This is a genomic window from Bradyrhizobium sp. Arg237L (genome assembly GCF_029990105.1).
In the GTDB taxonomy this organism is placed as follows: domain Bacteria; phylum Pseudomonadota; class Alphaproteobacteria; order Rhizobiales; family Xanthobacteraceae; genus Bradyrhizobium.
This window is the reverse complement of sequence record NZ_JAQMIL010000045.1, coordinates 22,970-47,160: the sequence shown is the minus strand read 5'-3', so window position 1 is coordinate 47,160 and position 24,191 is coordinate 22,970. Positions and strand designations below refer to the sequence as shown.

Sequence of the window (24,191 nt, the reverse complement as noted above, 5' to 3'; positions counted from 1 at the left end):
GCATCCACTTCGCTCGAAAACGCTCTAATCCTTGAAGGCTCTGATGGACGGCTGGATCGTCAAACGGTAAGCGACCGAGCTGTCGCCGTTGAAAGTCTCCAGCGATGTACCGCAAGCGGGGCAGCGATATTCGCCTGGCTCGCCCTTCTCGGATGACAGCTCGATCCTGCGGAAGCCTGCCCCACATTTTGGGCAGGTCACGTCGTCTTTCTTCATCAGATCACCCTTCGGTATGTGCCAACGGTTTACCCTGCGCCGGGCGGCAGAGCCATGATCTGAGAGTTACGAGTGTAACAACGTGCGGAGGCGCCCGACAACCGCCGGTTCACGCTGGCGGGCCGCTCCAGTCCAAGCGACAAGTCGAAACTGGAGAATTGGTCAAGCTTTGCACAGCCAACCTTTCCTCGTTCAAGCGCCTTTCGATAAACCCGCGCTCAAGGTCCGAGAGATTGGTCCCAAGCAGCCGCCGATATCGGCTGATGTTGTTGTTATGGGCCCGCAGACGGGTGACTTTATCGTCGGTCATCGAGCCTCCAATGTGCAGAAGAAGTCAATTGTGAAGCTGTGGGAATGCCGTCGCCGCCTAACCATCGATATGAAGCTGTCGCAGGTTCAGGCTCGGCCTCAACGTTGGTCCACAAAATTGCGCCGCCGGGCTCGAAATACAGCGTCCCGGCGGCGTTTGTCTCAACTGGTGCCCTGAAATCCCAGTACCGGCATCTTAGCAGTACCATGCTACGCCAAATGTGAAATGGTTCACACAATGGGCAAAGAAAGCACCCTGGCGGGACGCCTGGGCGACCAGGGCTGGCGGGTTCAAATCCCACCGCTCCGACCATTCATCTTCCGGCGCTCCCTGATCTTGAGCCACACGCCCCCATGAGGGCGCAGCGTGATCGACGGAAATGGCGTCACCTTGCGATCTGGCAGCCATTCCATCGAGAAGCGTTGCGCCATCGTCGTCAGCACCAGGACGGCTTCCATCATGGCGAAACGCTGGCCGATGCAGACGCGCGGTCCGCCGCCGAACGGCATATAGGCGAAGCGGGGTAGCTTGCGCTCGAGGTCGCCCATCCAGCGTTCGGGGTGGAAAGTCTCCGGCTCCTCGAAGTGATGCTGGTCGCGATGCAGGACCCATGGGATGATGAAGATGGTTGTGCCCGCTCTGAAAGAGTAGCCGCCAAGGTCGAACGGTTGCACGGATTCCCGGCCGATGGCCCACGCGGGCGGGTAAAGCCGCATCGCTTCCATCACGACGCTTTCCGTGAATTTCAGGCGCTGAACATCCTCGGCTGTTACCGGGCGATCGCCAACCACTTCGGCGATCTCCGCGGCCATGCGCGCCTCAGTGTCCGAATGCTGGCCGAGCAGGAACCATGTCCAGGAAAGTGCCAGGGCCGTGGTCTCGTGCCCTGCGAGAAGGAGCGTGATCGCCTCGTCTCGAAGCAACGAGTCGCACACAGGCTTTCCTGCGTCGTCCCGCGCCGCCATCAGACGCGACAGAAAATCATTTCGATGTTCCAGGCCGCTCGCGCGTCGCTCGGCGATCATGGACGAGACAACTCTTTCAATCGTCCGGATCGCCCGCTGGTATCTGAGGTGGCCGGGCAGTGGAATCGCGTCCGGAATAAGGATCGGGCGCTTGTAGCGCGACGCGACCTCCACGATGAGATCGTTCACCGCATGGTCCATGTCGTGAATGTCTCGCTCCACCTCGGAATCGAAGAGCGTCTTGGCTGCGATCCGCAGCGTCAATCCCATCATCTCGGGATGGATGTCGATGACCTCGCCATCTTTCCAGCCATCAAGCAACTGGCGCGTAAGGGCCACCATCGCGTCGTCGTAAGCAAGCAGTTGCTGGCCGGCGAAGGCAGGCGCAGCCAGGCGACGCTGGCGGTGCCAAAGCTCGCCTTCACTGGTGAGCAGGCCTTTCCCGAACACCGCCGTCACATGGCGCCAGAAGAACTTGTGCTTGATGTAGTTTCGATGGTCCTCGACGAGGACCTTCTCGATCGCAGGCAAATTGTTGACAAAAAGTGCCGGCCATCCGGCAAGATTGAGCGAGACGAGGTCGCCGTACCGATCCGCGAGTTCAGCAAAGAAGCCAAGCGGGTCCTTGCCGAGGGCCAGCAGATTTCCAATAAGCGGGAAGCCGCGCGGGCCCGGCGGCCGACGCGGCGGAGAATGCCAGCCAACGCTTGCTGGTGCGTCCACAGGAAAAGTATCAATCCTGCCTACGGCGGCGCCTGATCAGCCAGTAGACACCGTAGCCAATGGCGAGGATCGGAAGGCCTGCGCCAGCAATCGGCCCGGGGGCTCCGCTATAGTGATCTGGCTTATTCTGACCGGGGGCGTCCTCGCAACTCCCCCCGCCATTGCAGGCTTGCACGGGCGGGATGACCGTCGTCAGAGCGAGGGCCAAAATCGCGGCGGCAATGCCGAACCCGATCTTCATTTGACTGCTCCTTGGTTCTGACTGTGCATTAAACTTGCGAATTAAATAGCACATTAAAACATTAAATGATTTAACTTAAATAAACTTCCCGTTATTTTTTGCCGCACCGGAACCCGGCTGGGAGATGCTTGCGGGCTCGGGCGCCGGTTAGAAAACCGCAGCTTCAGTCCGAGCCTGTGGGGTCGATACGTTCGCTCGTTGACCGCTCGTGCCGGCCAACCGCGTCCGTAGCAATCCTCCCGGATGCAATCGAGGCTCCGATCGAGCGGAGCGAGTGCGTCCGTTGATGCTGGCGAGCAAGGCCATCACGGCCTACCGGGAACATGCAATGTGCTCTGGCGTTCTATCCGCAGAAAGAGGAACCGCCATGGATAATCTGACCAAGAGGGATCAACGCGACCGTTCGAAGATCAACATGCACCAGGACTTCGAGGTCAAGTACTGGGCCAGAGAACTCGGGGTAACGAGAGAGCAGCTACAGAAGGCTGTCGACAAGGTTGGCAACAGCGCTGCCACGGTCCGGAAGGAGCTGGGGCAATGAAGATAGACGATCAGGCAATCCGGGCGCGCGCCTATCGATTGTGGGAAGCCGCGGGAAGCCCCGAAGATGAAGAAGAACGCTTCTGGCACGAAGCGGAACGCCAGCTCAAGGAAGAGCAGATCCAGCACGAGCTGAAGACGCCGGACACCCTATAGGCCGGAGCTATCAGGTGCGGCCTAGATGCCAAGCACCCAAACGGCGACGATGGTGCCGAGCAGGGCGAGACCGCTGATGGTCCACCCGGTGACGTAGCCCGCGCTGTCGGTCTCTGGCTGATCGACCATGGTATCGTGCCAATCGGTCATGGTGGCCTCCATCCATTGCCTCCCCGGACGTAGGTCGGCGCAGACAGCTCAAGGTTCAAAACGCGAAACGCGGCGCAGATGTTCCGCGCCGCGTCCTGACCGGTGTCTGCTTCGCTCGAAAACGCTCTACCGCGCGCTTCGCTTGGGCTTGCGCACCGCCCGGACCTTGCCGCTGGTGCCGCCGCCGCAGAAGAACTGATCGCGTCCGTCGGACTCGAGCCCCGACACGCTGACGCCGGGCGGCAGCGCAAGGCGCTCCAGGGCCTCGCCGGTCTTGGGATCAATTCTGGTCAGATCGCCTTCGTCGCCTTCCCAGGTGCCGTGCCAGAGCTCGCCGTCGATCCAGGTGACGCCGGTGACGAAGCGGTTGGACTGGATGGTGCGGAGGATCGCTCCGGTTTTGGGATCGATCTGGTGGATCTTGCGCTCCCGGTACTGCCCGACCCAGAGCGTGCCTTCGGCCCAGGCCAACCCTGAATCTGCGCCGCCGCCCGGCGAGGGGATCGTGGCGAGCACGCGGCCGCTCTTCGGATCGATCTTCTGGATGCGGTCCTCGGCGATCTGAAACAAATGCTGGCCGTCAAACGCCGTTCCGGCATGCGCAGGCACATCGATGGAGCGCACCGTGTCCCCGCTTGCCGGATCCATGGCGTTGATCCGGTCACCGGACGCAAACCAGACGAGCTTGCCGTCGTAGGTAAGCCCATGGACGCTGTCGACGCCCGGGAATGGGCCATATTCGCGGATGATTTCGGCTGCTGATGTGATCATGCTTCCTCCTCGCTGTTCGAAAGTGGAGGCACCCTAGCCATTCGGCAGCGGCGCGGTGAGTAACAAGGTCGTCGCGAAACCCGGCAAGGGCGGGGTCATCCAGCGGCGCGCGCGCCCGCGGCCAAACGACTGCACCTTGTCCTTGGCCGCGAGCGCGTCGAGCGCCCGCTGAATGGTGCGCTGGCTGGCCCCGAGCGCCAGCGCCAGCGCCGAGCTCGACCACGATTCCCCGTCCGCGAGAAAGGCGAGCACCTCCGCATGGTCCTCTTCGACCGGACGCGCCAGCACGACGATGTCGCGGGCGAGGTGCGGCACGAGCGCGAACCCTTGCTTGGTCGCGCTGACGTCGGCGAGCGTGCGAAGCATGCTGCGGAGCCGCCCGATCTCGACCCGTAGCCGGGCACGATGGGATTCATCGGCGTGCTTGCCGCGGAATGCCCGCGCGACCAGCGTCTCCCTGGTGACGTCGTTGGGCCAGGCTTGGGCCAGCGCGCGGGCGAGCGCGAACAGAACCGGACGTGTTGCGAGCGAGACGGTCGTGTCCCTCTCACGCACCACATAGCGGCACGCATCCACGACCAGCGACTTCGACGCCAGCAACGCCTCGACCTCATCGAGCAGGAGCGGGCGCTCTTCGCCGCGTGCAACGAGGCGCGCTGCGGGTGTGCCAAGCAGCAGGGCCGCGCTTTCGACCTCTGCCGTCAGCGCAGGGATCCGTGCCTGCCGCGCCGCGGCCTCGGCGCGCGCGAGTGCGGCGCGGGCCGGCTTGGTGCGGAGGCGGCGCATCGCGATGCCGGCAACGACCAATTCATGCGCGGCTCTCGAGGCCGGTGGGAAGGGCGCGGGATCAAGGTCTGCAAGCCTGCGCTCGGCCTCGTCGAGGCGTCCGATCAGGAGCAGGCGGCGGATCTCGAGATAGCGCGCATGCGCGGCGTTGACGAAATCGCTGTGCGCCTCGAGCGTCGCGCGCGCGGCGTCGAGCGCCTTGGCGGGAAAGCCGAGGTCGCGGGAGGCGAGCGCGATCTCGGCCTCCGCGACGACACATCTGGCGCGCGCGATCGCTTCCTTCGGGCCGAAGCCGCGCGCGGCGCTGCGCAGCAGAGCCTTGGCGCGGACGAAATCGCCGAGCTGCGCCATCGCAATCCCACGAAGCGCCAGCGCCGGCGCGTCCTCGCGCAGCGCAACGCGGTTCAAGGCGCCGAGGGGATCGCCCATCGCGAGCGCACGCGCGGCGGCCGTGATCAGCGAGTCCATGGGAATCCCGTCACACTTGTCACTCTCACCCCTTCAGCGCCCGGTCCTAGTCTACCTCACCGTGACAGACCAGTACGCAGCGAGGAGACCGGCTCATGGTCGACTGGACGATCCTTTCCCCAACATTCCTCACCGCCACGGTGGAGTGGGCGGAGGCCGTCGTGACGGTGCTGACGGTCGGCCCGGGCCACTCGACGAGCGATATCGAGAACAGGGAATGACGATGACGGCACATTGCCCAAAGCTCGACGTTGAGACGGCGAACGAGGTTTCGCCGTCGCAATGTTCGAGCGTCACAACGAAGAGGCCGGCAGCCGATTGGCTGTCGCTTGCGGCCGCACCGACCTTCGCGGTCATGGCGCTGCTCACCGGTGTGGTCGGCGGCGCGCCCGATATGCTTTGCTCGCAAGGCACGTCGCCGTTCGCGGGAATGGTCCCGATGTACGTGCTGATGAGCGCGTTCCATTTGGGGCCATGGCTGAGGCTGATCGCGAGGCGATGAAGCGGCTAGGTGAACGAGCTGCAACTGGATCGTGGCTTCGACATTCGCTACTCTTGTTGTCACCGGTACAAACGCCGGGCGTCGATTTCCCGCCTTGTGGAATGGGACGCATCAACCAACAAGAACAAGCGGGAGCGTCTCCAATGAAGGAATTTGCCGGGAAGATTGCCGTCATCACGGGTGGCGGCACGGGCATGGGCCGCGAACTCGCGCGCCAGCTCGTGGCGGAGGGGTGCAACGTCGCGATGTGCGACGTCTCGCTTGAGGCGATGGCGGAGACGAAGCGGCTGTGTGAAACGGAGAAGTTGCCGCAGGGATTGCGTGTCACCACTCATGTGGCCGACGTCTCGATCGAGGATCATCTCAAGCGCTTTCGCGAAGAGGTGATCGAGCAGCAGGCGACCGACAAGATCCACCTGCTGTTCAACAATGCCGGCATCGGCGGCGGAGGCAGCCTGTTCACCAATACGCGCGAGCAGTGGGAGCGCACCTTCAACATCTGCTGGGGCGGCGTCTATCTCGGTGTCCGCACCTTCCTGCCTCTGCTCGTGAAGGCGGACGAGGGGCACATCGTCAACACCTCCAGCGTAAACGGCTTCTGGGCAAGCGTCGGCATGGGCGTGGCGCACACCGCCTACAGCGCGGCGAAATTCGCGGTGAAGGGATTCACCGAGGCGCTGATCAACGACCTCCGGCTGAACGCGCCGCATATCAAGTGCTCGGTCGTGATGCCCGGCCATATCGGCACCTCGATCGTCTCCAACTCACGCAAGGTGCAGATCGGCACGGAATCCGACCAACTCACCGAGCAGGAGATCCTGCAGGCGCGCCAGCGCATGAAGGGCGCAGGCATCGATGTCGACGCGATGTCGGATGAGCAAATCCAGCAGGCCGCGCTCGATCGCGCGCGGACGTTCCACGATGACGCCCCGACCACGGCGGCCGCCGCGGCCAGGATCATCCTCGACGGCGTCAAGGCCGATCGCTGGCGCATCTTGGTCGGCGAGGACGCCCATGTCCTCGACGAGCGCGTGCGCCAGACCCCGGAACAGGCCTACACGCCGGAATTCCTCGAGCGCATCAAGGCGGACGTCGGCTGGCGGCTGGGTTAGAGCTTCGGTTCTGATTGAGTCAGAACCGAAGCCCTAGATTCTTGTTTTGACGCGTTTTCTTCACGCGAACCGGTGTCCACTTCGCTTGAAAACGCCTTAGTATCCCCGCGCGGCGCGCGGGCGCGAGCTGGGCTGATAGGCGAGCCGGGCGTGGCCTGCGCAATAGGGCAGGCCGTCGACCGGCCGGTTGCCGCAGAAGCGGAAATCGTTGGCGTCAGGCGTCTCGACCGGCCAGCGGCAGCGCTGCTCGTCGAGTTCGAGGAGCGAACAGCAATGGCCGTTCGCGATCGGCTCCTCCGGTGCCGCCTCGCCATACTCGGCCTGCAACATCCGGATCTGATGCCGCACGGTCCTTGCGCGCGGCGCGCGGGGAGAGGCCTTCCGGGCCGGCCGTTCGGCGTCGTCGCGCGGCTCCCGTGTCAGGTTGAGGCGGGAGAGCTTGCCGATCACGGCGTTGCGGCTGACGCCGATGTCGACGGCGATCTCGCGGCAGGTCAGTCCGGCATCGAAGCAGCGCTTCAACTGTTCGACGCGTTCGGGGGTCCAGATCGATAGGATGGCGGTCATGGCGATGGTCCCAGGTTGCCGGAAAGTTTCCGGGTTGGCTTGACCACCCTTCAGCCGGACCGTCTGACGCCTCGCTTCACGGCTTACCGTTGTCGCGGATCGACAACAACCCATCCTTGATGGCGAGGCGGATGCCTTCCTCGATCAAGGTCCGGGCGACGCCGGGGACGCTGGTGCCATGGGTACCCTGTCTCACCAGCTTCTCCATGTAAGCGATGGTCGAGAGCGCCAAAGTGACGGGAATGCGATCGGTCTCGGCTTTCTCCGTGGCCATGGCAAAACGCTAGCCTTTTACGCCTGTACAGAAAAGTATCTATTCAGACTCTATTTAGTTTTACACCGGCGAGTCAAATTGATTCGCTTTTCGTGAGCTATCCAATTGGGAAGTAACGAGAAAATTTCTGACAGCCCTGGGGATAACGCGCGCACCCCGTGTGCACCGCCCAGGGGCGGGCGGCGAGGGCGCGGCGAAACGCGCATGGATTCTTCGATTTATGGGATTGCTTCCTGTCGCCCGGGCCGATGATGATGCGTCGGGGAATTCGGGCGCGATGACAGTAACGAACGGGCTTTACACCATTCAGATCGAGATGACCGAGGGCGGGCAGGGCCGCGCCAACGGTGTCATCGTCTTGCACGACGGCAGGATCGCGGGCGGAGATTCGTATTTCTACTACTCAGGCTCCTACAGCGCCGATCACGGCAAATGGCGCGGCGAGCTGACCACCAGCGAACACACCAGATCTGTCGGCGTATTGCCGCTGTTCGGCGGGCGCGATGTGACCTGCGGTTTCACCGGCCTCTATTCCGCCGACATCGCGCAGGTGAGTGGGACGGCGCTGGTCGGAAAGACCAGCGTCATGTTCGTTGCCAGGCTGATGCTGCGCTCGAAATTATGAGGTGCGAGACACCTCGACCTTCACCGGGAATTTCTGCAGCAGCCGGCCGGCCGCCTCCGCCTTGTCGGGCGTAGCGTTGACGCGCAGATAAAGCCCGCGCGACGGATCGGTGATCGCTTCGACGTTCACCTCCTTGGCAAGGCCTTCCGCGGCAAGCAATTCGCGCGCGGCGTCTCCGGCGGCAATCTCGCGCAGCTTCGGCTTGAAGATCTTGCCGACTGGCGTCACCGGCATTTCCGGGATCACCGAGACCGCGCGCGGCCGCGCCGGCGGCTCGGGGATGTTCTCCTGGACGAAGGCGGCAAGCGCCTGCGGATCGACCTGGACGCCGGGCTGGGTCGACACGAACAGCATCGGCACCTCGCCGGCGTAAGCGTCGGGGCGCCCGACCGCCGCGGCAAGCGCGACGCCAGGAAATTGCAGCGCCGCGTCCTCGATCGAGCGCGGATCGATGTTGTGGCCGCCGCGGATGATGACGTCCTTGGCGCGGCCCATGATGTAGACGAACCCGTCGGCGTCGATCCGGCAGATGTCGCCGGTGCGCAGCCAGCCGTCGTGGAAGGCGTCTTCAGTCTGCTTCTTGTCGACGTAGCCCGCGAAGACCTGCGGCCCACGGGTCAAGAGTTCGCCGACCGGCGAAGGCCACGGGCTGGTGTGCAGCTTGCCACCCGCGAGGATCGCAAGCTCGACCAGCGGATTGCGGGTGCCGACGGCTTCGGGCCGCGGCTTGATGCCGTGGACGTCGTGGGTGATGGCGCCGGCAAGCTCGGTCATGCCGTAGAGCTGCTGAATGCAGGGACCGCCCCAGGTCGCAAGATAGCGGCGCTCGATCTCCAGCGGGCAGATCGATGCGCCGGTGGCGGTTACGCGCAGGGACGAGATGTCGGCGTCCCCGACCGGGACGCCGGCGATGGCGCCGAGCGCCGTCGGCACGTTACCGTTGATGTTGACGTGGTACTTCTCAACGATCTTCCAGAAATTCGTGATCAGCGCCGGATCGCGCGCGCCGGCGGGGCCGGGGATGAACATGGTCGCGCCGGCCGACAGGCAGTTGGCGACCGTGCAGAACAGGCCGCCGACATGGAACAGCGGCAGCGTGATTGTGCAGCGTTCGCCTTTTCGGAAGTCGAGTGACATGCGAGACGAGACCGTGGAGGCAACCATCGCGCGGTTGGTGAGCCGCGCCACCTTGGGATGGCCGGTGGTGCCGCCGGTCGGCAGCATCACGGCGACGCGGTCGGCTTCGGAGAAATCCTTCGACTGGCCGTAATCGTCGCGCCACGCCGGATCGGGCTTGAGCACCTCACCATCGAACGAGATGGTGCCGTCGAGCGGCACGATCACGATGCGCTTCAGCGAGGGCACGTCGCGCTGCAGGCCCTCGATCTTCTCGTAAAGCCCGCCCGGCATGCCCGGTGGCGGCGCCAGCAGCAGTTTCGCCTTGATGGCATTGAGCTGGGCGATGATGGCTTCGCGCGTGAACAGGAGATTGAGCGGCTCGGCGATGCCGCAGGCCGCCGCACCCCAGATTGCGGCAATCGCGGCCGGGCAACTCGGCAACAGGATCGCGACCGCATCCTCCCTGCCGATGCCTTCGCGGCGGAAGAAGTTTTCCGCCGCCTTGACCGAGCCCATGAGCTGCTCGTTCGAGAGGATGACCGGATTGGGATCGAGCGGCGAGCGCAGATAGATGACGCCTTCCGCATTGGGATCGCCGAGCGGACCGCGGGCGATCAGATCGAGGATGCGTGGGCAGGCGGCAAGCTCCTGCCGCATTTCCTGTTCGCGGGCGGCTTCTTCCGCCGGCGATAATCTCTCTTTCAGCATGTGTCTCCCTGTCGTTCTTGTTTTCGTTGTTTGATTGTATCGGGTCGATTGTATCGAGCGCAGTTTGCGAAGCACAAGTGCGGCAATCGGTCATTCCCGGGCGAAGCCTAGCATCGAACCCGGAAATCCGGCGGTCACGAAACAGAGCACGCCGGCGATTCCGGGTTCGCATTTTCGTGCGCCCCGGAATGACGGCGGCAGGTCAGCCGTGCACGATCGCCTTCGCGATCATGCAGTGGATACCTTTCGAGCCATTCACGGTCTGCGTCACCCGCAGATCGGCGGCGAGGCTGCACAGCGTGTACGCATCCTCGCGCGACAGATTCCGCTTTTCCCCAAGCAGCGCGATCATGTCACGCAGCGCGCGCACCACGCATTGGTCGAGGTCCGGGTCCATCGCCATCGTCATGTAGTGATCGGCGGTCTCGGCGCGGGGATAGTTGAGGCTCAGGTCCTTGCGCAGCGTCAATCTGAAGCGCCCTTGCAGCGCGGTCTCGATCGCGGTGACGCACACCTCGCCATCGCCTTGCACGCCATGGCCGTCGCCGCAGGAGAACAGCGCGCCTGCTACGAACACCGGCAAATAGAGCTTGGCGCCGGGCCCGAGCTCTTTGTTGTCGAGGTTGCCGCCCATCGCGCGCGGGATCAGCGAGGTGATGCGACCCCAGGCCGGCGGCGGCGCCACGCCCATCACGCCGAAGAACGGTTTCAGCGGCAGCTCCAATCCCCAGGGCAGGCGGCCGACCATGCGCTCACGATCGAGCGGGATGTTGAGGATGCGCGGTTGATGGAAATCGTCGGGCAGGGTGCCGGAGAGCGGGCGGATCAGGTTGTAGCCCCAATCCTGCCGCAGGCTGACATCGAGGATATCGACCTCCAGCACATCGCCGGGCTCGGCACGCTCGACCGCGATCGGGCCGGTGAGGATGTGACCCGGCAGCATCCGCTCGGACCTCGCGTGGATTTCGGCAAGCTCCGGCGGGATGTGAAATTTGGCCCGGTCGGGCACCACGTCGGGGCTGCCGCTGACGGTGTCGATGGTGACCTCGTCGCCGCTTTTGATCGCGAGCACCGGCTTAAGTTTTGCTTCGAAAAAGCCCCAGTGGCAGGTCTCGGGGCTCGCGGGGAGATTATGGTGTGTCATGGGATTTCTCTGGCGAGCGTGTAATGTGCGACGTGCATCGCATTTAGAATGGGCTTTTGCAGTCAGATCAATCGTTGCCCAATCACATTCCGGCGGAAATCATTGTGTGAGCCGATGCCGCGGCCATGAAGCGGATCGGTGCCAGCCCGATCCGCACAAGATGGAATGCCGGACCGATTGCTGCTATGGCGCTCCCCCAGGTTGAACGGATCGGAGGCCGCCGCGGGTGTTTTTTGTGCTGTCGAAGACGCTCGGCGTCATGCTGCTGCCGGGCAATTTCCTGATCGGCATCGGCGTGCTCGGGGCCATCTTGCTCGCGACGCGGTTTGCCGCACTTGGCCGCAAGCTTCTGGTCGCGGTCATGGTGCTGCTTGTCGTGGCCGGGTTCTCGCCGCTTGGAAACCTATTGCTCTACCCGCTGGAGGCGCGCTTTCCGCCCTGGAATCCGGCCGAAGGCACGCCCGATGGCATCATTGTGCTCGGCGGTTCGGTCGATTCCGATCTTTCGGCCTCGCATGATACGCCGATCGTGCGTAACGCAGCCGACCGCATCATCGCCGCGGCCGAGCTTGCGCGAAAATATCCGAATGCGCGCGTGGTGTTTACTGGCGGCAGCGCCAACCTGGTTTCCAATGATGCCAAGGAAGCCGATTACGTGGCGGAGCTATTCGAAAACCTCGGCATCGCGAAATCGCGGCTGACTATGGAACGGCAGTCGCGCAACACGTGGGAGAACGCCGAATTCTCCAAGGCGTTGGTGGCGCCGAAAGCGGGCGAGCGTTGGCTCCTGGTGACTTCGTCGTTCCACATGCCGCGATCCGTTGGGCTGTTCCGTAAAGTGGGATTTCCGGTTGAGCCTTATCCCGTCGACTGGCGGGTCGGGACGGGCAACGACGTCTTCTGGTTCACGAACACCGCACTCGATGGATTGTCGCGGACCGATCTTGCGGTGCGCGAGTGGATGGGCCTGATCGCCTATCGTGCCGCAGGCCGAACCGACGCGTTGCTGCCGGGGCCATCGACCAACTAGGACATATACTCGCAAGTCCGGGAGGGATGATCAGGGTTAAGCCGCTCAGTCAGACAGCTTTGTAAGGGCCTCCCCCTTATGAGCGGCAATGTGGTCTGTTTTGCTGCTCTTGATTTCGTACTGCGGTGATTCCGGGCTCGCGTGATGCGTATGGCCTTTGTAGTTGAAATCCTTGACGTGAACTCGGATGATCGTGCCGCTGACATGCCCAGCTTCCGAGTTCCACCGGACTCGATCGCCGACTTTGAATCGTTCAGCCATCTGCAGCCTCCTTGTCTAGCGAGCAGTACAGGCCACTAGCAAACGCATTCTAACGGTCTATCTTGATCGCGTGAAGCAACGCCGTCCGATCTCCATTTGCACGATGCCGGTCGAAATCAATCCCATCTACACGGTCGGTCACGCGACGCGCAGCATCGTCGAATTCGTCGAGCTCTTGAACGTCGGTTCGATCGGGATGGTCGTGGACATCCGTAGCTTCCCGCGGTCACGAACCAACCCCCAGTTCAATATCGACAAGCTGCCTGAGGCGCTTTCGGCTTGGCAGATCGGTTATATCTGGATCGAGGAACTTGGCGGCCGACGAGCAAAATCGAAAACGGTGCCACCCGAAGTAAATGCCTTCTGGATCAACCAGAGCTTCCACAACTATGCGGACTACGCGCTCTCTGACGAGTTTCGCAGGGGGTTATCGCAACTGGAGCAATTGAGCTTAGGGCGGAGGTGCGCGATCATGTGTTCGGAAGCCGTCTGGTGGCGTTGCCATCGACGGTTCGTCGCCGATTACCTTCTCCACCATGGACGAGATGTCTTCCACTTGATGGGACCGGCGCGCGCTGAAATTGCCAGGATGACTGCCGCGGCGCGCGAGGACGGCGTATCACTCGTCTATCCGCCGTCGTGATGTCGTGCGAGTCGGCGATGTCCGCCCGCATCGCTGCCGCGCACGCAACCTCGCATCGATGCGGCGGTGGCCGCGCCTCAATGGGTCCACGCCTTAGAATGCGGGTCGCAACCAGCTGTCGATCGGGCTAAGATCGGGCAAAACAAGCCCGGGAACTTACGCCATGCAACAGCAGACACCGTCGGAACAATTCGATCTGGCCACGATGGTGGCCGATCTCAACAGCCTGCTCAGGCTGAAGACGACCGTGATCGGCCTGAAGCTGTTCGAGCGGGTCGAGGACATGATGGCGATCCCGAAGATCCGGCGCCCGACCGCGATCCACACCACCGACCAGATCGTGAGCATGGCCTCGCGGCTTGGCTGGACGGTTGGCGTCACTGCCGATGATCTCGTCGGCGCGCAATGCCGCGCCGTGATCGGGCTCGCGCCACAGGACGAGAAATGGCTTGCGGGAGAATCCTATGTCGGGGTCTGGCATGGCACCGCGGAAGATGCGCGCAAGCGCCAGGAGGCGCTGGATGTGGTGCCCTATGGCCAGTACAAGGCCTTCGTGGCAAGCCCGCTCTCCAGCGGCCGCCTCAATCCGCCTGACATCTGCCTCGTCTATGCGACGCCGGGGCAGATGATCATCCTGATCAATGGGCTGCAATATACCGGTTACAAGAAGTTTGAATGGGGCGTGGTCGGCGAGACCGCCTGCGCGGATTCCTGGGGGCGGGCGCTGAAGATGCGCGAACCGTCGCTGTCGCTGCCTTGCTTTGCGGAGCGGCGCTATGGCGGCGTGCCGGATGAGGAGATGCTGATGGCGCTGCCGCCGGCCGATCTTGCCAAGGCGATCGCCGGCATGAAACAGCTCGCCAAGAACGGCCTGCGCTATCCCATTGCGCCCTACGGCATCCAGGCCGACGTGCGTGCCGGCATGGGCGTGTCGTATGCGAAGAAGTAGGAACTCCTGCCGTCATTGCGAGGAGCGACAGCGACGAAGCAATCCACGCCTCCACAAGCCGTGAAATGGATTGCTTCGCTTCGCTCGCAATGACAAGAAGGGGCAATCGTTCGTTTCAGGGAAAGTCATCCTATGTCGTCGAAGTTCGACATCGTTATCTATGGCGCAACCGGCTTCACCGGCCAGCTCGTTGCCGAATATCTCGCTCAGCATTACAAGGGCGACAGCCTGACATGGGCGATGGCCGGGCGCAGCAAGGACAAGCTTGCTGCGGTGCGCGACGCCATTGGCGCGCCTGCGGACACGCCGCTGATCGTTGCCGATTCAAGTGAGATCGCGTCGCTGCGAGCCATGGTTGGCCAGGCGAAATCCGTGATCAGCACGGTCGGCCCGTATCAGCTCTATGGCAACGACGTCGTCGCCGCTTGCGTGGAAGCGGGTGTCGATTACTTCGATCTCTGCGGCGAGCCGGTCTGGATGCGGCAGATCATCGACAAGCACGAGGCTGCTGCGAAGGCAAGCGGTGCGCGCATCGTGTTTTCCTGCGGCTTCGACTCGGTGCCGTTCGAGCTCGGCGCATTCTTCGTGCAGGAGGAGGCCAGGCGCGTGTTCGGCGCGCCGGCGTCCCGCGTCAAGGGCCGCGTGCGCGACATGCGCGGTACGCTCTCCGGCGGCACCGCGGCAAGTGCCAAGGCGACCTTCGATGCAGTCGCCAAGGATCTCAGCCTGATCACCATCCTGAACGATCCCTTTGCGCTGACGCCCGGATTTAAAGGCCCCAAGCAACCGCGAGGCAACAGGCCGGCCTACGAGGAAGACCTGCAGTCCTGGGCGGCGCCGTTCATGATGGCGCTCATCAACACACGCAACGTCCACCGTTCCAACATGCTGATGGGTTTTCCCTACGGCAAGGAATTCATCTACGACGAGATGGTGCTGACCGGTCCCGGTGAGAAAGGCGAAGCCAACGCCAAGCTGGTGATGGCCGCGAACGCCGAGAAGACCGGTCCGAATGCGCCGAAGCCGGGCGAGGGGCCTTCGAAGGAAGAACGCGAGAACGGGCGCTATGATCTGCTGTACGTCGCGATTGCGCCCGACGGCCGCCAGGTGCGCGCGTCGGTGAAAGGCGATCGCGATCCCGGCTATGGGTCAACGGCGAAGATGATCTCGGAATGCGCGATCTGCCTGCTGCGCGATGCGCCGGATGTTCCCGCCGGCATCTGGACGCCGGGCGCTGCGATGAAGGACAAGCTCATCAAGCGGCTGGTCGATCACGCCGGCCTGACGTTCCAGGTCGAGACGTAGGCTTCGGATTGTAGGGTGGGCAAAGCCAACGGGTCGCGCGAACGCGCGCCCGATGATAGGCTCCGCGTGCCCACCATCCGCGGTCGGTGCAAGAAAGGTGGGCACGCTGCGCTTTGCCCACCCTACGGCTACGCCGCCCGTGGATCATAGACGTACATAAAATCCATGCATCGCGAGGTCACCGGTAGCAGCAGACTCAGCGCTTGATCACGAACCCACGCTCCCGCGGCGCTGAATTCGCGCTTGCTGTTGCCGTTGCGGCGGGCGATCGCGACGATCTTTTCCGCGCGCGGGCGGCGCTCTTGCTCGAAATTCTGGAAGGTCAGGCCGAGTTCCTGTCCGTCGAGCATGAGCTTGCCGAGGCGCATCGCATCTTCCAGCGCCAGCGAAGCGCCTTGGCCGGCATGCGGGCTGGTGGCATGGGCGGCGTCGCCGATGAGGAGCGAGCGCTTGCGCGACCAGGTCGGCAGGCTCGCGACATCGAGCGTGTCGGTCACCACGATGTTCTCGGCGGCCTCGATGATGCGCGGGATCGGATCGTGCCACCCCCGATGGAAGTCGCGCAAATGCTGCTTCAGCGCCGCCTGATCCATGGCACGGAATGTCGTGGCGTCGACACTATGCGAAGGCTGCGTGCTCCACCACATCACGCCGTCGGTGGGGTCGGAGCTGCAGAAGCCGTAACCGAAGAAGCCGCTTTGGCCGAACGTGGTCTCGACGCGTCCGCCGATCGATCTGCCTTCGAGCACAGCGCGGGGCACGAAGCCGCCGAAACCGATCAGCCCGGTGTCGAACGGTTCTGGTCCGTCAGGCACCACATGGCGCCGCACCTTCGAGTGCACGCCGTCGGCACCGATCAAGAAATCGCCTTCGGCGGTCGTGCCGTCGGCGAAATAAGCGACGATCGGCTGGTCGGGCCGGTCGATGATCCTGACCAGGCGCTTCTCGAAATAGAGCTCGGCGTTCGAGCACCAGGCCTTGTTGAAGAGGATCTCCTGCAGCGTGGCGCGGCGCATGTTCACCGCCGGTTGGCCAAAGCGCTTCTCCATGTCGCGGTTGATCGAGCCGAGCTTCCTGCCGCCTTGCGAATAGAAATCGAAGGATTCGGCGATCGAGCCCTGGCGGATCAGTTCGTCGGCGAGGCCGAGCTCGGCCATCACGTGCATGCCGTTCGGCGCGATCTGCAGGCCGCCGCCGATGCCGCTCGAATGCGGCCAGCCCTCGTAGATTTCGACGTCGTAGCCGGCACGCTTGAGGAAGATCGCAGCGACAGGGCCGGCGATGCCGCCGCCAATGATCAGGGCCTTGCGGGGACGGCGCGGCATGGCTTGCTCCGTTCGGTCGCGTGGGTTACGAAAGGTGAGCAATTAATTATCTTAGTTTATAAGATGTATGTTTACTAAGAGATAGGAGGGGCCTTGTCAAGGTTGAAGTCGCGCGTGGCGTTGATGCAGGAGCTGGAAGAGGCCGTGCGGCGCTCGTCCGCACAGGGCGTGCTGTACGGGCAAGCCGTTGCCAACGTGGCGGGAATTTCCGGTTCCGACCTCGAATGCCTCGACTTCCTCAATCTCGAAGGCCGCGTGACGGCGGGCCGGCTTGCGGAGGTCACCGGGCTCACCACCGGCGCCATCACCGGCGTGGTCGACCGCCTGGAGAAGGCCGGCTTCGTGCGTCGCGAGCGTGATGAGACCGACCGCCGCAAGGTCTACATCGTAACTGTGCCCGAGAACGCTGCCAGGATTGGGCGCTACTACGTACCGATGCAGGAGGCGATGCAGCGGCTCTGGAGCACCTATTCGGAAGCCGAGCTGCAATTGCTGCTGCGCTTCGCCAATGAAGGCTACAAGGCCGTGCTGGAAGCGACGGAGAAGCTCAAGGGGCTGCTCGATGCGCCCGAGGAGAAGCCGGCTAAGAAGCGCGGGCGGCCGCCTCGGCGGTGAGCGCCGGTACAGAGGCGCTGCGGTAGCGCGCTGCGGCGACATACATGCCCCACATCGCCCCCAGCATCATCCAGAAGTGGCGCCAGTGATCGGTGTCGATGATGAAACTCTCGCCGACGGTGCCGAGGAAGGCTGCGAAGATCGCCAGATAAGTCCGCTGCCAAGGCACGGGCAGGAAGATGTAGCGGAAGCCCGTGACCACGGTGACGAAGACCAGCGCCGGATAGGTCAGGCCGGAGATCCAGCCACCTGACATGAACGCATTCAGATAGGAATTGTGGGTGTCCTCTGGGAAGTAGTTGCGGAATTGCAGCGGACCGATGCCGAAGGGAAGATCGAGCGCCATCTGGGCGCCGAGGATGTGGCGCCCGAACCGGCCGAAGCGGCCTTCGTCGTAGCTCTGGTCGAAGCTCGCGCGCTGCTTGAACATCTGCGCGATCGAGTCGAACGACAACAGGATCGCGACCAGCGCGACTGCGAGGATGACGGCGACGAGCGCCATCACGATGATGCGCGAGCGCTCGGTCTGCGAGCGGCTGGTCAAAACCATCAGCGCCAGCATGAATGCCGCGGTGATCACGAGGCCGCCCCAGGCCGCGCGCGAGAACGCGAGCAGGATCGCGAGCGACATGATGCTGAAGGCGATGGTGTTGCGGAATGCCTTGCCGGGAGGATCGGAGACGACGCTTTGCAACGAGAACAGCGCCGGCAGGATCAGGAAGGCGCCGAGGACGTTCGGATCCTTGAAGGTGCCGCGGGCGCGCTCATACAGGGTCAGGAGGTCGTAGCCGCCGGGCACGAGGTGGAAATAGCCGCCGATCGCCGCAAGCGATGCGATCATCCCGCCGACGACGAGGCCGCGCCGGAGCATGTCCAGCCGCGCCTCGGTATCTTCGGAAGTAACCATGGCGAAGAACACCACGGTGACCGCCATGTACCAGGACGTCGCGATCCAGGTTGCGACCTCCGGCCTGTCGAGAAACGGGATGGCGCCGATGCTGTAGCCGACATTAAGCAAGATCAGCATCAGAAGCAGCGGCATGAAGGCGAGCCGCATCCGCAGGCCGGTCGCGAAGAAGATGATGGCCGCTGTCAGCGTCACCAATTCGTAGGGGCTCGGCTCGATGAAGACGATCGCGCCGGAGGCGCCCGCCAGCCACACCATCGCGCGCTGCAGCGCCAGCACGCCGGGCGGAACCGCGGCTTGCGGAAGGGACGTCCCGGCTGTTGCAGCGTAGGCCATCACGAATTCACGCACCTAAACTTTACAACGGCGTCATTGCGAGGAGCGAAGCGACGAAGCAATCCATTTATCCCCGGGTTGCGACATGGATTGCTTCGCTTCGCTCGCAATGACGGCTCTCAATACGCGTTCTCGTTCTTGGTCAGCAGCGAGAACGGCGTCTTCAGGAGGATGTAGAGGTCGAACAGCACCGACCAGTTCTCGATGTAATAGAGATCGAATTCGACGCGCTTCTGGATCTTCTCGTCGGTGTCGACCTCGCCGCGCCAGCCGTTGATCTGCGCCCAGCCGGTGATGCCGGGCTTGACGCGGTGGCGCGCGAAATAGCCGTCGACCGCTTCGTCGAACAGGCGGTTCTGCAACTTGCCCTGCACCGCATGCGGGCGCGGGCCGACGAGGGAGAGATTGCCCTTCAGCACGACGTTGAAGAGCTGCGGCAATTCGTCGAGGCTGCTCTTGCGGATGAAGCGGCCGACGCGGGTGACGCGAGGATCGTCCTTGGTGACGACCTTCGATGCGGTGGGATCGGCCTGATGATGGTAGAGCGAGCGGAACTTGTAGACGTCGATCCGCTCATTGTTGAAGCCGAAGCGCTTTTGGCGGAACAGCACCGGGCCCGGACTGTCGAGCTTCACCGCAAGCGCCACCAGCCCCATCACCGGCAGCGCGGCGAGCAGGATCAGGCCGCCGACGATGCGGTCGAACAGCCATTTCATCACCAGGTCCCAGTCGGTGATCGGGGCCTCGAACACGTCGAGCGTCGGCACCTTGCCGAGATAGGAATAGGAGCGGGGACGGAAACGCAGTTTGTTGGTGTGCGTCGACAGGCGGATATCGACCGGCAGCACCCAGAGCTTCTTCAACATTTGCAGGATGCGGGTCTCGGCCGAGATCGGCAGCGCGAACAGCACGAGGTCGACGCGGGTGCGGCGCGCAAACTCGACGATGTCGTCGACCTTGCCGAGCTTCGGGCTGCCGGCGCAGCTATCCATCGCGCGATCATCGTTGCGGTCGTCGAACACGCCGAGCACGCGGATGTCGGTGTCGGACTGTGCGTTGAGCGCTTCGACGAGCTGCTCGCCGTTCTCATCGGCGCCGACGATCACGGTGCGGCGGTCGAGCCGGCCGTCGCGCGCCCAGCGCCGCACCAGGCCGCGCAGGATCAGCCGCTCGACGATCAGGGCCGCAAGACCCACGAAGAAGAACGCCGTCAGCCAGACCCGCGAGATCTCGCCGCCGAGCTTGACCAGGAACGACACGCCGATGAACAGCAGGAACACGATCGCCCAGGACGAGATCATGCGCGTCATCTGCCGCAACTGTCCGCGGAACATCTGGATTTCGTAGATGTCGGCGGCCTGGAAGCAGACCACCGCCGATATCGTCATGGCGAGGATCGCCGCGACATATTCCCAGCGGAAGCCGGAGAGCGGCATCACGTACCAGAGATAAAGCGCGACGCCGACCAGGCTCAGCAGAATGAAATCGACGAGGCGAACGATGCCGGTGATGACGACCGGCGAATAGGCGCCGCGGACCTTTTCATTGGTAACGACGAGCGCGGAGGGCGATAGCCTGCGGCGTCGTTCGACCGGCGGACGGCCGCCACCGGCGGTCGCGGCCGCGTCCAGCATCGAGCGTGCGTCAATCGGTTCCACGTCGTCACGTCCGTTCTTGCGGCCGCAGATAGGGATGCAAAGGCCGCTGCGGAATTGCCCCGCGTCAGGGATTAGGGGAGAAATCGGAACAAACGGTTACGTGGGTAACTTGTGGTTAACGATTGGCAAATGCATCGCGATAGCCGGCGAGTACGCCCTCGACCATCGCCTTCTGCGAAAAATGCGCGGAGATTCGCTCGCGCAGCGTCTCTGCGCGCGCCAATGTCGCCGCGGGATCGTCGAGCGCGCGGCTGATCGCTTCCGCCATGGCGGCAGCGTTGCTCGGCGCAAACAGCGCATCCGTGTGCGGGCCGAAGATCTCGGGGATGCCGCCGACATTGGCTGCCACCATCGGGATCCCCGCGGCCGCAGCCTCGATCACGACATAGGGCATCGAGTCGCCGCGGGAGGGAACGACCAGCAGCTTGCCTTTCGAGAACCCGTAACGCGCTTTGACATGGCCGATGAAGCGCGCGGCATCGCCAAGTGCAAGCTGTTTGACCTGCGCCTTCAGCTTCTCCGATTCCTCGCCGTCGCCGGCAAGCGTCAGCGTCAGCGGCTTGCCTTCGGCGCGCAGTTTCGCCACCGCGTCGATCAGGAGGTCGGCCCCCTTGATGTGCCTGAACTCGCCGACATAGACGATGTCGGTGGCATCCTCGGCGCGTGCCACCGGATCGAATTCTTCCGCGGTCACGCCATTGAACACGCAGCGCACCACGCCGCTGGTCGGCGTGCCGACCGTGCGTTGATACGTGTCGCGTGCGAAGGCGCTTTCGAACAGGAACAGGTCGGTGCTGTTCATCAGCGCGCGCTCAAGCCGGCTGTAGAAATTGCCCTTCAGCGTGTCGAGCGGGTAGTGCAGCGAGCCGCCGTGCGGCGTGTAGACGCGAATCGTGTGCTTGGAGTGCGGCCGCAGGCGGACGTAAGCGCCGGCCTTGGCGCCGTGGCCGTGCAGCACGTCCGGCTTCAATTTCCAGATCAGGCCGGCGATCTGCGCCCAGACCATCGTATCGGCAAACCGCGGCTCGCGGCGAATGGCCACACGGCGGACGCCGAGCTTTAGGCGCGGTTCGATTTCCGCTAGCGCGGTGGCGGCGCGCTCGCCGCCGGTGATGCTGTCCGTGACGATGCCGACGTGATGGCCGCGCTCGATCTGTCCGTTGGCAACGTCGAGGATATGACGAAAGATCCCGCCGACAGGGGCTCGCACGACATGCAGGATGCGGAGCGGCTGATCGGAATCCATGGTCACAACCCACGCCCGCTGGTGAATATGCAATCGCCGGCTGAAGCGCCGCGCGCAAGCATCGAAAGCAGGCAAAAGGCAGCGGCGCGCAGGCGGCGCATTCTGGGAATCCCGGCAAAATATCGCGGCCGATTAAGGACGCCCATGGTTAACAAAGCATGACGCGCGGGCGTGTGCGCCCGTGCTGTTCGTCAGGCGGGCCGATTAACCCGGCGGCAACCTTAATGGAGTGTAATCGCGCCGGCTGAGACAGATTGAGTGGCGTCCCCGCGGGAGTGAACAATGCGTTTTGCGTTCTGGCGTGCAGGCAAGGAGAGGGCCGTGGTCCAGCGCGCGCTTGCAAAGCCCGCGCCGGCTACGACCGACCCTGCGACCGTTGGTGCGTCGCCCGTAGGCGATCTCGACCTGCCTGCGCTCGGCCGGGCGCTGATGCGCAAGCGGAGCTGGATCATCGTGCCGACGGTGCTGGCGTTTACGCTGTCGCTTGCCGCGGTCAATATGGTGACGCCGCGCTACAAGTCGGAAGCGCGCATCCTGATCGACGGCCGCGAGAACGTGTTCCTGCGGCCGAGCGGCGAGCGCAACGAAGAGCGCAACGTCGTCGATCCGGAGGCCGTCACCAGCCAGGTGCAACTCCTGCTGTCGCGCGACCTCGCGCGCGAGATCATCAAGAAGAACAAGCTTGCCGAGCGGCCGGAATTCGATCCGGTGCTGCAGGGCTTCTCGCCGCTGAAATCGCTGCTGGCGCTGTTCGGTATCGGCCGCGACCCGTTCTCGCTGACGCCGGAAGAGCGCGTGCTGGAAGCCTATTATGAGCGCCTGCAGGCCTACGCGGTCGACAAGTCGCGCGTTGTCGTCGTCGAATTCCAGTCGCGCGATCCCGAGCTCGCCGCGCGCGTCGCCAACTCGATCGCCGAAGGTTATCTCGTGCTGCAGCAGAATGCGCGGCAGGAGCAGGCGAGAACGGCGAGCCAGTGGCTTGCTGGCGAGATCGAGAATCTGCGTAAGAAAGTCGCGGACGCCGAATCCCGCGTCGAGGATTTCCGTTCCAAGTCGAGCCTGTTCGTCGGCACCAACAACACCTCGCTGTCCAACCAGCAGATGGGCGAGCTCAACACGCAGCTCAATAATGCCCGTGCACTGAAGGCGGATGCCGAGACCAAGGCGCGGCTGATCCGCGAGATGCTGCAGAGCGGCAAGCCGATCGAAGCTTCCGAAGTGTTCAATTCCGAACTGATCCGCCGCCTCAGCGAGCAGCGGGTCACGTTGCGCGCGCAGCTCGCTGAGCAATCGTCGACGCTGCTCGACAATCACCCCCGCATCAAGGAATTGAAGGCGCAGCTTGCCGATCTCGATCGGCAGTTGCGCGAGGAGGCGGCCAAGATCTCCCGCACGCTCGACAATGACGCCCGTGTTGCCGGCGGCCGCGTCGAGGCGCTGAGCGCGAGCCTCGATCAATTGAAGAAACAGGCGTCATCCTATAACGGCCAGGATGTCCAGCTCCGCGCGCTGGAGCGCGAAGCCAAGGCGCAGCGTGACCTGCTTGAGTCCTATCTGGCGAAATACCGCGAAGCCAATACGCGCGAGAACATCGACGCAGGACCGTCCGATGGCCGCATCATCTCGCGCGCGTCGGTCTCGAATACGCCGGCCTATCCGAAGAAGCTGCCGATCGTGCTGATCGCGACGCTGGCGACGCTGTTGCTTTCTTCGGGCCTGGTCGTGACTGGCGAGCTCTTGCGCATGACCGCGCCGCGCGCCGCCGCGGCACCGGTCGTGCCGCCGATGACGGCGCGGGCGCCGGTTCGCGCTGCCGCCGTCGAGAGCGACGACGAGCAGGAACCGGAGCTGGAGCCGGCAGCCGAGCCCGAGCCCGAGGTCGAGGCCGCATCCATCGCTCCGCAGCCTGAAGCCGCCGCAGCCATCGGGGAAATCGAGCAGCTCGCCGAGAAGCTGCGCCGGGCTGGCGCCGATGCACGCAAGGTCACCGTGCTGGGGACGGCCACTAGCGAGAGCATCGCGCTGACCACGCTGACGCTGGCGCGGCTGATGGCGCGCGAAGCCAAGGTCGCCGTCGTCGACCTCGCAGCGGCGTCTCCGACGATAGCGGCGGTCTCGACCGATCCCGGCGCGCCGGGGCTTGCCGAATTGATGCAGGGGCAGGCGACGTTTTCGGAGATCATCACGCGCGACCGGCTGTCGCGGGTCAATCTGGTCAGCGCTGGCCGCCCCGGCTTCGATCGCGCGCGACTGCAGTCGCCGCGGCTGACGCTCGCGATCGACGCGCTGCTCAGCGCCTACGACCACGTGCTGCTCGATGCCGGCACGGCTTCCGACCTGCCGGCCGATCTGTTGACGGCGCATGCCCGCGCCGTCGTGGTGCCGGATGCCGCGATGGCCGACGATGCCCGCCGCCTGATGTGCGAGCAGCTCGCCGCGGTCGGCTTCTCGGAAGTGACGATGCTGACGAAGCCGTGCGAGCCATCGGACGCCGTCGAGCCGGGCCCGCGCGTGGTCGCGGCGTAGACCAGAGGAGCCG

The 24,191-nt window shown here is 63.8% G+C and carries 26 protein-coding genes; 12 read left to right on the top strand and 14 right to left on the bottom strand.

Annotated features, from left to right (window positions below; genetic code table 11):
* Window positions 1-24: 24 nt before the first annotated feature.
* Together OZ411_RS25465 and OZ411_RS25460 are read right to left on the bottom strand one after the other, a co-directional pair.
* The gene (locus OZ411_RS25465; protein WP_130582949.1) at window positions 25-216 is read right to left on the bottom strand and encodes a hypothetical protein; all 192 of its coding nucleotides are present in this window, start codon (window positions 214-216) and stop codon (window positions 25-27) included.
* 600 nt (window positions 217-816) lie between these two features.
* Window positions 817-2,214: a cytochrome P450 gene (locus OZ411_RS25460; RefSeq protein WP_282530159.1), complete on the bottom strand. Its 1,398-nt coding sequence runs from the start codon at window positions 2,212-2,214 to the stop codon at window positions 817-819.
* A 608-nt stretch (window positions 2,215-2,822) separates the two neighbouring features.
* On the opposite strand from OZ411_RS25460, the gene OZ411_RS25455 reads away from it, so the two are divergent.
* Window positions 2,823-2,996, top strand: coding sequence for a DUF3606 domain-containing protein (locus OZ411_RS25455; protein ID WP_130582945.1), 174 nt, complete (start codon window positions 2,823-2,825; stop codon window positions 2,994-2,996).
* Window positions 2,993-3,151, top strand: a complete 159-nt coding sequence (locus OZ411_RS25450; protein WP_130582944.1) for a DUF2934 domain-containing protein — start codon at window positions 2,993-2,995, stop codon at window positions 3,149-3,151. The genes OZ411_RS25455 and OZ411_RS25450 overlap by 4 nt, the downstream gene beginning before the upstream one ends.
* Window positions 3,152-3,172: 21 nt before the next feature.
* On the opposite strand, the gene OZ411_RS25445 is transcribed toward OZ411_RS25450, so the two are convergent.
* The 3 genes from OZ411_RS25445 to OZ411_RS25435 form a co-directional block, all read right to left on the bottom strand.
* Complete coding sequence (locus OZ411_RS25445; RefSeq protein WP_282530158.1) at window positions 3,173-3,301, bottom strand: hypothetical protein; 129 nt, start codon at window positions 3,299-3,301, stop codon at window positions 3,173-3,175.
* A 126-nt stretch (window positions 3,302-3,427) separates the two neighbouring features.
* Window positions 3,428-4,072 (bottom strand): glutamine cyclotransferase, encoded by a 645-nt coding sequence (locus OZ411_RS25440; protein WP_282530157.1) that lies wholly within the window; start codon window positions 4,070-4,072, stop codon window positions 3,428-3,430.
* A 33-nt stretch (window positions 4,073-4,105) separates the two neighbouring features.
* Complete coding sequence (locus OZ411_RS25435; RefSeq protein ID WP_282530156.1) at window positions 4,106-5,326, bottom strand: helix-turn-helix domain-containing protein; 1,221 nt, start codon at window positions 5,324-5,326, stop codon at window positions 4,106-4,108.
* 95 nt (window positions 5,327-5,421) lie between these two features.
* On the opposite strand from OZ411_RS25435, the gene OZ411_RS25430 reads away from it, so the two are divergent.
* The 3 genes from OZ411_RS25430 (at window position 5,422) to OZ411_RS25420 (ending at window position 6,940) form a co-directional block, all read left to right on the top strand.
* Window positions 5,422-5,547 (top strand): hypothetical protein, encoded by a 126-nt coding sequence (locus tag OZ411_RS25430; protein WP_282530155.1) that lies wholly within the window; start codon window positions 5,422-5,424, stop codon window positions 5,545-5,547.
* Window positions 5,544-5,828, top strand: coding sequence for a hypothetical protein (locus OZ411_RS25425; protein ID WP_282530154.1), 285 nt, complete (start codon window positions 5,544-5,546; stop codon window positions 5,826-5,828). The genes OZ411_RS25430 and OZ411_RS25425 overlap by 4 nt, the downstream gene beginning before the upstream one ends.
* A 143-nt stretch (window positions 5,829-5,971) precedes the next feature.
* A complete protein-coding gene (locus OZ411_RS25420; protein WP_282530153.1) occupies window positions 5,972-6,940 on the top strand; it encodes an SDR family NAD(P)-dependent oxidoreductase in 969 nt (322 codons plus the stop codon).
* A gap of 96 nt (window positions 6,941-7,036) precedes the next feature.
* On the opposite strand, the gene OZ411_RS25415 is transcribed toward OZ411_RS25420, so the two are convergent.
* Window positions 7,037-7,507, bottom strand: coding sequence for a GcrA family cell cycle regulator (locus OZ411_RS25415; protein ID WP_282530152.1), 471 nt, complete (start codon window positions 7,505-7,507; stop codon window positions 7,037-7,039).
* 76 nt (window positions 7,508-7,583) lie between these two features.
* On the bottom strand, window positions 7,584-7,781 hold the full coding sequence (locus tag OZ411_RS25410) for a hypothetical protein (RefSeq protein ID WP_027580595.1): 198 nt from the start codon (window positions 7,779-7,781) through the stop codon (window positions 7,584-7,586).
* A gap of 277 nt (window positions 7,782-8,058) precedes the next feature.
* Between OZ411_RS25410 and OZ411_RS25405 the strand changes: the two genes are divergently transcribed.
* Entirely contained in the window at window positions 8,059-8,406 is a 348-nt protein-coding gene (locus OZ411_RS25405) for a GrlR family regulatory protein (protein ID WP_282530151.1), read from the top strand.
* On the opposite strand, the gene OZ411_RS25400 is transcribed toward OZ411_RS25405, so the two are convergent.
* Together OZ411_RS25400 and OZ411_RS25395 are read right to left on the bottom strand one after the other, a co-directional pair.
* Window positions 8,401-10,233: an AMP-binding protein gene (locus OZ411_RS25400; protein WP_282530150.1), complete on the bottom strand. Its 1,833-nt coding sequence runs from the start codon at window positions 10,231-10,233 to the stop codon at window positions 8,401-8,403. The two genes, OZ411_RS25405 and OZ411_RS25400, sit on opposite strands and share 6 nt — an antisense overlap.
* Window positions 10,234-10,435: 202 nt before the next feature.
* Window positions 10,436-11,377, bottom strand: a complete 942-nt coding sequence (locus tag OZ411_RS25395; protein WP_282530149.1) for an acetamidase/formamidase family protein — start codon at window positions 11,375-11,377, stop codon at window positions 10,436-10,438.
* A 226-nt stretch (window positions 11,378-11,603) separates the two neighbouring features.
* Here OZ411_RS25395 and OZ411_RS25390 point away from each other — a divergent pair, with 226 nt between their 5' ends.
* A complete protein-coding gene (locus tag OZ411_RS25390; RefSeq protein WP_282530148.1) occupies window positions 11,604-12,407 on the top strand; it encodes a YdcF family protein in 804 nt (267 codons plus the stop codon).
* Window positions 12,408-12,452: 45 nt separating this feature from the next.
* On the opposite strand, the gene OZ411_RS25385 is transcribed toward OZ411_RS25390, so the two are convergent.
* Window positions 12,453-12,668, bottom strand: a complete 216-nt coding sequence (locus OZ411_RS25385) for a DUF2945 domain-containing protein (RefSeq protein ID WP_282530147.1) — start codon at window positions 12,666-12,668, stop codon at window positions 12,453-12,455.
* Between the two features lie 103 nt (window positions 12,669-12,771).
* Here OZ411_RS25385 and OZ411_RS25380 point away from each other — a divergent pair, with 103 nt between their 5' ends.
* The 3 genes from OZ411_RS25380 (at window position 12,772) to OZ411_RS25370 (ending at window position 15,565) form a co-directional block, all read left to right on the top strand.
* Window positions 12,772-13,311, top strand: a complete 540-nt coding sequence (locus OZ411_RS25380) for a DUF488 domain-containing protein (RefSeq protein ID WP_282530146.1) — start codon at window positions 12,772-12,774, stop codon at window positions 13,309-13,311.
* A 163-nt stretch (window positions 13,312-13,474) separates the two neighbouring features.
* Window positions 13,475-14,260 (top strand): DUF169 domain-containing protein, encoded by a 786-nt coding sequence (locus OZ411_RS25375; RefSeq protein WP_282530145.1) that lies wholly within the window; start codon window positions 13,475-13,477, stop codon window positions 14,258-14,260.
* 132 nt (window positions 14,261-14,392) lie between these two features.
* A complete protein-coding gene (locus OZ411_RS25370) occupies window positions 14,393-15,565 on the top strand; it encodes a saccharopine dehydrogenase NADP-binding domain-containing protein (protein ID WP_282530144.1) in 1,173 nt (390 codons plus the stop codon).
* 128 nt (window positions 15,566-15,693) lie between these two features.
* Here OZ411_RS25370 and OZ411_RS25365 read toward each other — a convergent pair whose 3' ends face one another.
* Window positions 15,694-16,890: an NAD(P)/FAD-dependent oxidoreductase gene (locus tag OZ411_RS25365; protein ID WP_282530143.1), complete on the bottom strand. Its 1,197-nt coding sequence runs from the start codon at window positions 16,888-16,890 to the stop codon at window positions 15,694-15,696.
* A gap of 123 nt (window positions 16,891-17,013) precedes the next feature.
* Between OZ411_RS25365 and OZ411_RS25360 the strand changes: the two genes are divergently transcribed.
* On the top strand, window positions 17,014-17,505 hold the full coding sequence (locus OZ411_RS25360) for a MarR family transcriptional regulator (protein ID WP_282530185.1): 492 nt from the start codon (window positions 17,014-17,016) through the stop codon (window positions 17,503-17,505).
* Here the strand turns inward: OZ411_RS25360 and OZ411_RS25355 are convergent.
* The 3 genes from OZ411_RS25355 to OZ411_RS25345 all read right to left on the bottom strand — a co-directional run bounded on the left by OZ411_RS25355 (window position 17,474) and on the right by OZ411_RS25345 (window position 21,652).
* The gene (locus tag OZ411_RS25355) at window positions 17,474-18,748 is read right to left on the bottom strand and encodes an O-antigen ligase family protein (RefSeq protein WP_282530142.1); all 1,275 of its coding nucleotides are present in this window, start codon (window positions 18,746-18,748) and stop codon (window positions 17,474-17,476) included. The two genes, OZ411_RS25360 and OZ411_RS25355, sit on opposite strands and share 32 nt — an antisense overlap.
* 119 nt (window positions 18,749-18,867) lie before the next feature.
* Entirely contained in the window at window positions 18,868-20,406 is a 1,539-nt protein-coding gene (locus OZ411_RS25350; RefSeq protein ID WP_282530141.1) for an undecaprenyl-phosphate glucose phosphotransferase, read from the bottom strand.
* Between the two features lie 115 nt (window positions 20,407-20,521).
* Window positions 20,522-21,652 carry a glycosyltransferase family 4 protein gene (locus tag OZ411_RS25345; RefSeq protein ID WP_282530140.1) on the bottom strand — a complete coding sequence of 377 codons (1,131 nt, stop codon included), beginning with the start codon at window positions 21,650-21,652 and terminating at the stop codon, window positions 20,522-20,524.
* 282 nt (window positions 21,653-21,934) lie between these two features.
* On the opposite strand from OZ411_RS25345, the gene OZ411_RS25340 reads away from it, so the two are divergent.
* Entirely contained in the window at window positions 21,935-24,178 is a 2,244-nt protein-coding gene (locus OZ411_RS25340) for an exopolysaccharide transport family protein (RefSeq protein ID WP_282530139.1), read from the top strand.
* Window positions 24,179-24,191: the final 13 nt, after the last annotated feature.

Bases quoted from the DNA above. Each gene is read 5' to 3' on its own strand.
- OZ411_RS25465 (WP_130582949.1), bottom strand. From the start codon at position 216: ATGAAGAAAGACGACGTGACCTGCCCAAAATGTGGGGCAGGCTTCCGC.
- OZ411_RS25455 (WP_130582945.1), top strand. From the start codon at position 2,823: ATGGATAATCTGACCAAGAGGGATCAACGCGACCGTTCGAAGATCAAC.
- OZ411_RS25450 (WP_130582944.1), top strand. From the start codon at position 2,993: ATGAAGATAGACGATCAGGCAATCCGGGCGCGCGCCTATCGATTGTGG.
- OZ411_RS25445 (WP_282530158.1), bottom strand. From the start codon at position 3,301: ATGACCGATTGGCACGATACCATGGTCGATCAGCCAGAGACCGACAGC.
- OZ411_RS25440 (WP_282530157.1), bottom strand. From the start codon at position 4,072: ATGATCACATCAGCAGCCGAAATCATCCGCGAATATGGCCCATTCCCG.
- OZ411_RS25435 (WP_282530156.1), bottom strand. From the start codon at position 5,326: ATGGACTCGCTGATCACGGCCGCCGCGCGTGCGCTCGCGATGGGCGAT.
- OZ411_RS25430 (WP_282530155.1), top strand. From the start codon at position 5,422: ATGGTCGACTGGACGATCCTTTCCCCAACATTCCTCACCGCCACGGTG.
- OZ411_RS25425 (WP_282530154.1), top strand. From the start codon at position 5,544: ATGACGATGACGGCACATTGCCCAAAGCTCGACGTTGAGACGGCGAAC.
- OZ411_RS25420 (WP_282530153.1), top strand. From the start codon at position 5,972: ATGAAGGAATTTGCCGGGAAGATTGCCGTCATCACGGGTGGCGGCACG.
- OZ411_RS25415 (WP_282530152.1), bottom strand. From the start codon at position 7,507: ATGACCGCCATCCTATCGATCTGGACCCCCGAACGCGTCGAACAGTTG.
- OZ411_RS25410 (WP_027580595.1), bottom strand. From the start codon at position 7,781: ATGGCCACGGAGAAAGCCGAGACCGATCGCATTCCCGTCACTTTGGCG.
- OZ411_RS25405 (WP_282530151.1), top strand. From the start codon at position 8,059: ATGACAGTAACGAACGGGCTTTACACCATTCAGATCGAGATGACCGAG.
- OZ411_RS25400 (WP_282530150.1), bottom strand. From the start codon at position 10,233: ATGCTGAAAGAGAGATTATCGCCGGCGGAAGAAGCCGCCCGCGAACAG.
- OZ411_RS25395 (WP_282530149.1), bottom strand. From the start codon at position 11,377: ATGACACACCATAATCTCCCCGCGAGCCCCGAGACCTGCCACTGGGGC.
- OZ411_RS25385 (WP_282530147.1), bottom strand. From the start codon at position 12,668: ATGGCTGAACGATTCAAAGTCGGCGATCGAGTCCGGTGGAACTCGGAA.
- OZ411_RS25380 (WP_282530146.1), top strand. From the start codon at position 12,772: ATGCCGGTCGAAATCAATCCCATCTACACGGTCGGTCACGCGACGCGC.
- OZ411_RS25375 (WP_282530145.1), top strand. From the start codon at position 13,475: ATGCAACAGCAGACACCGTCGGAACAATTCGATCTGGCCACGATGGTG.
- OZ411_RS25370 (WP_282530144.1), top strand. From the start codon at position 14,393: ATGTCGTCGAAGTTCGACATCGTTATCTATGGCGCAACCGGCTTCACC.
- OZ411_RS25365 (WP_282530143.1), bottom strand. From the start codon at position 16,890: ATGCCGCGCCGTCCCCGCAAGGCCCTGATCATTGGCGGCGGCATCGCC.
- OZ411_RS25360 (WP_282530185.1), top strand. From the start codon at position 17,014: ATGCAGGAGCTGGAAGAGGCCGTGCGGCGCTCGTCCGCACAGGGCGTG.
- OZ411_RS25355 (WP_282530142.1), bottom strand. From the start codon at position 18,748: ATGGCCTACGCTGCAACAGCCGGGACGTCCCTTCCGCAAGCCGCGGTT.
- OZ411_RS25345 (WP_282530140.1), bottom strand. From the start codon at position 21,652: ATGGATTCCGATCAGCCGCTCCGCATCCTGCATGTCGTGCGAGCCCCT.
- OZ411_RS25340 (WP_282530139.1), top strand. From the start codon at position 21,935: ATGCGTTTTGCGTTCTGGCGTGCAGGCAAGGAGAGGGCCGTGGTCCAG.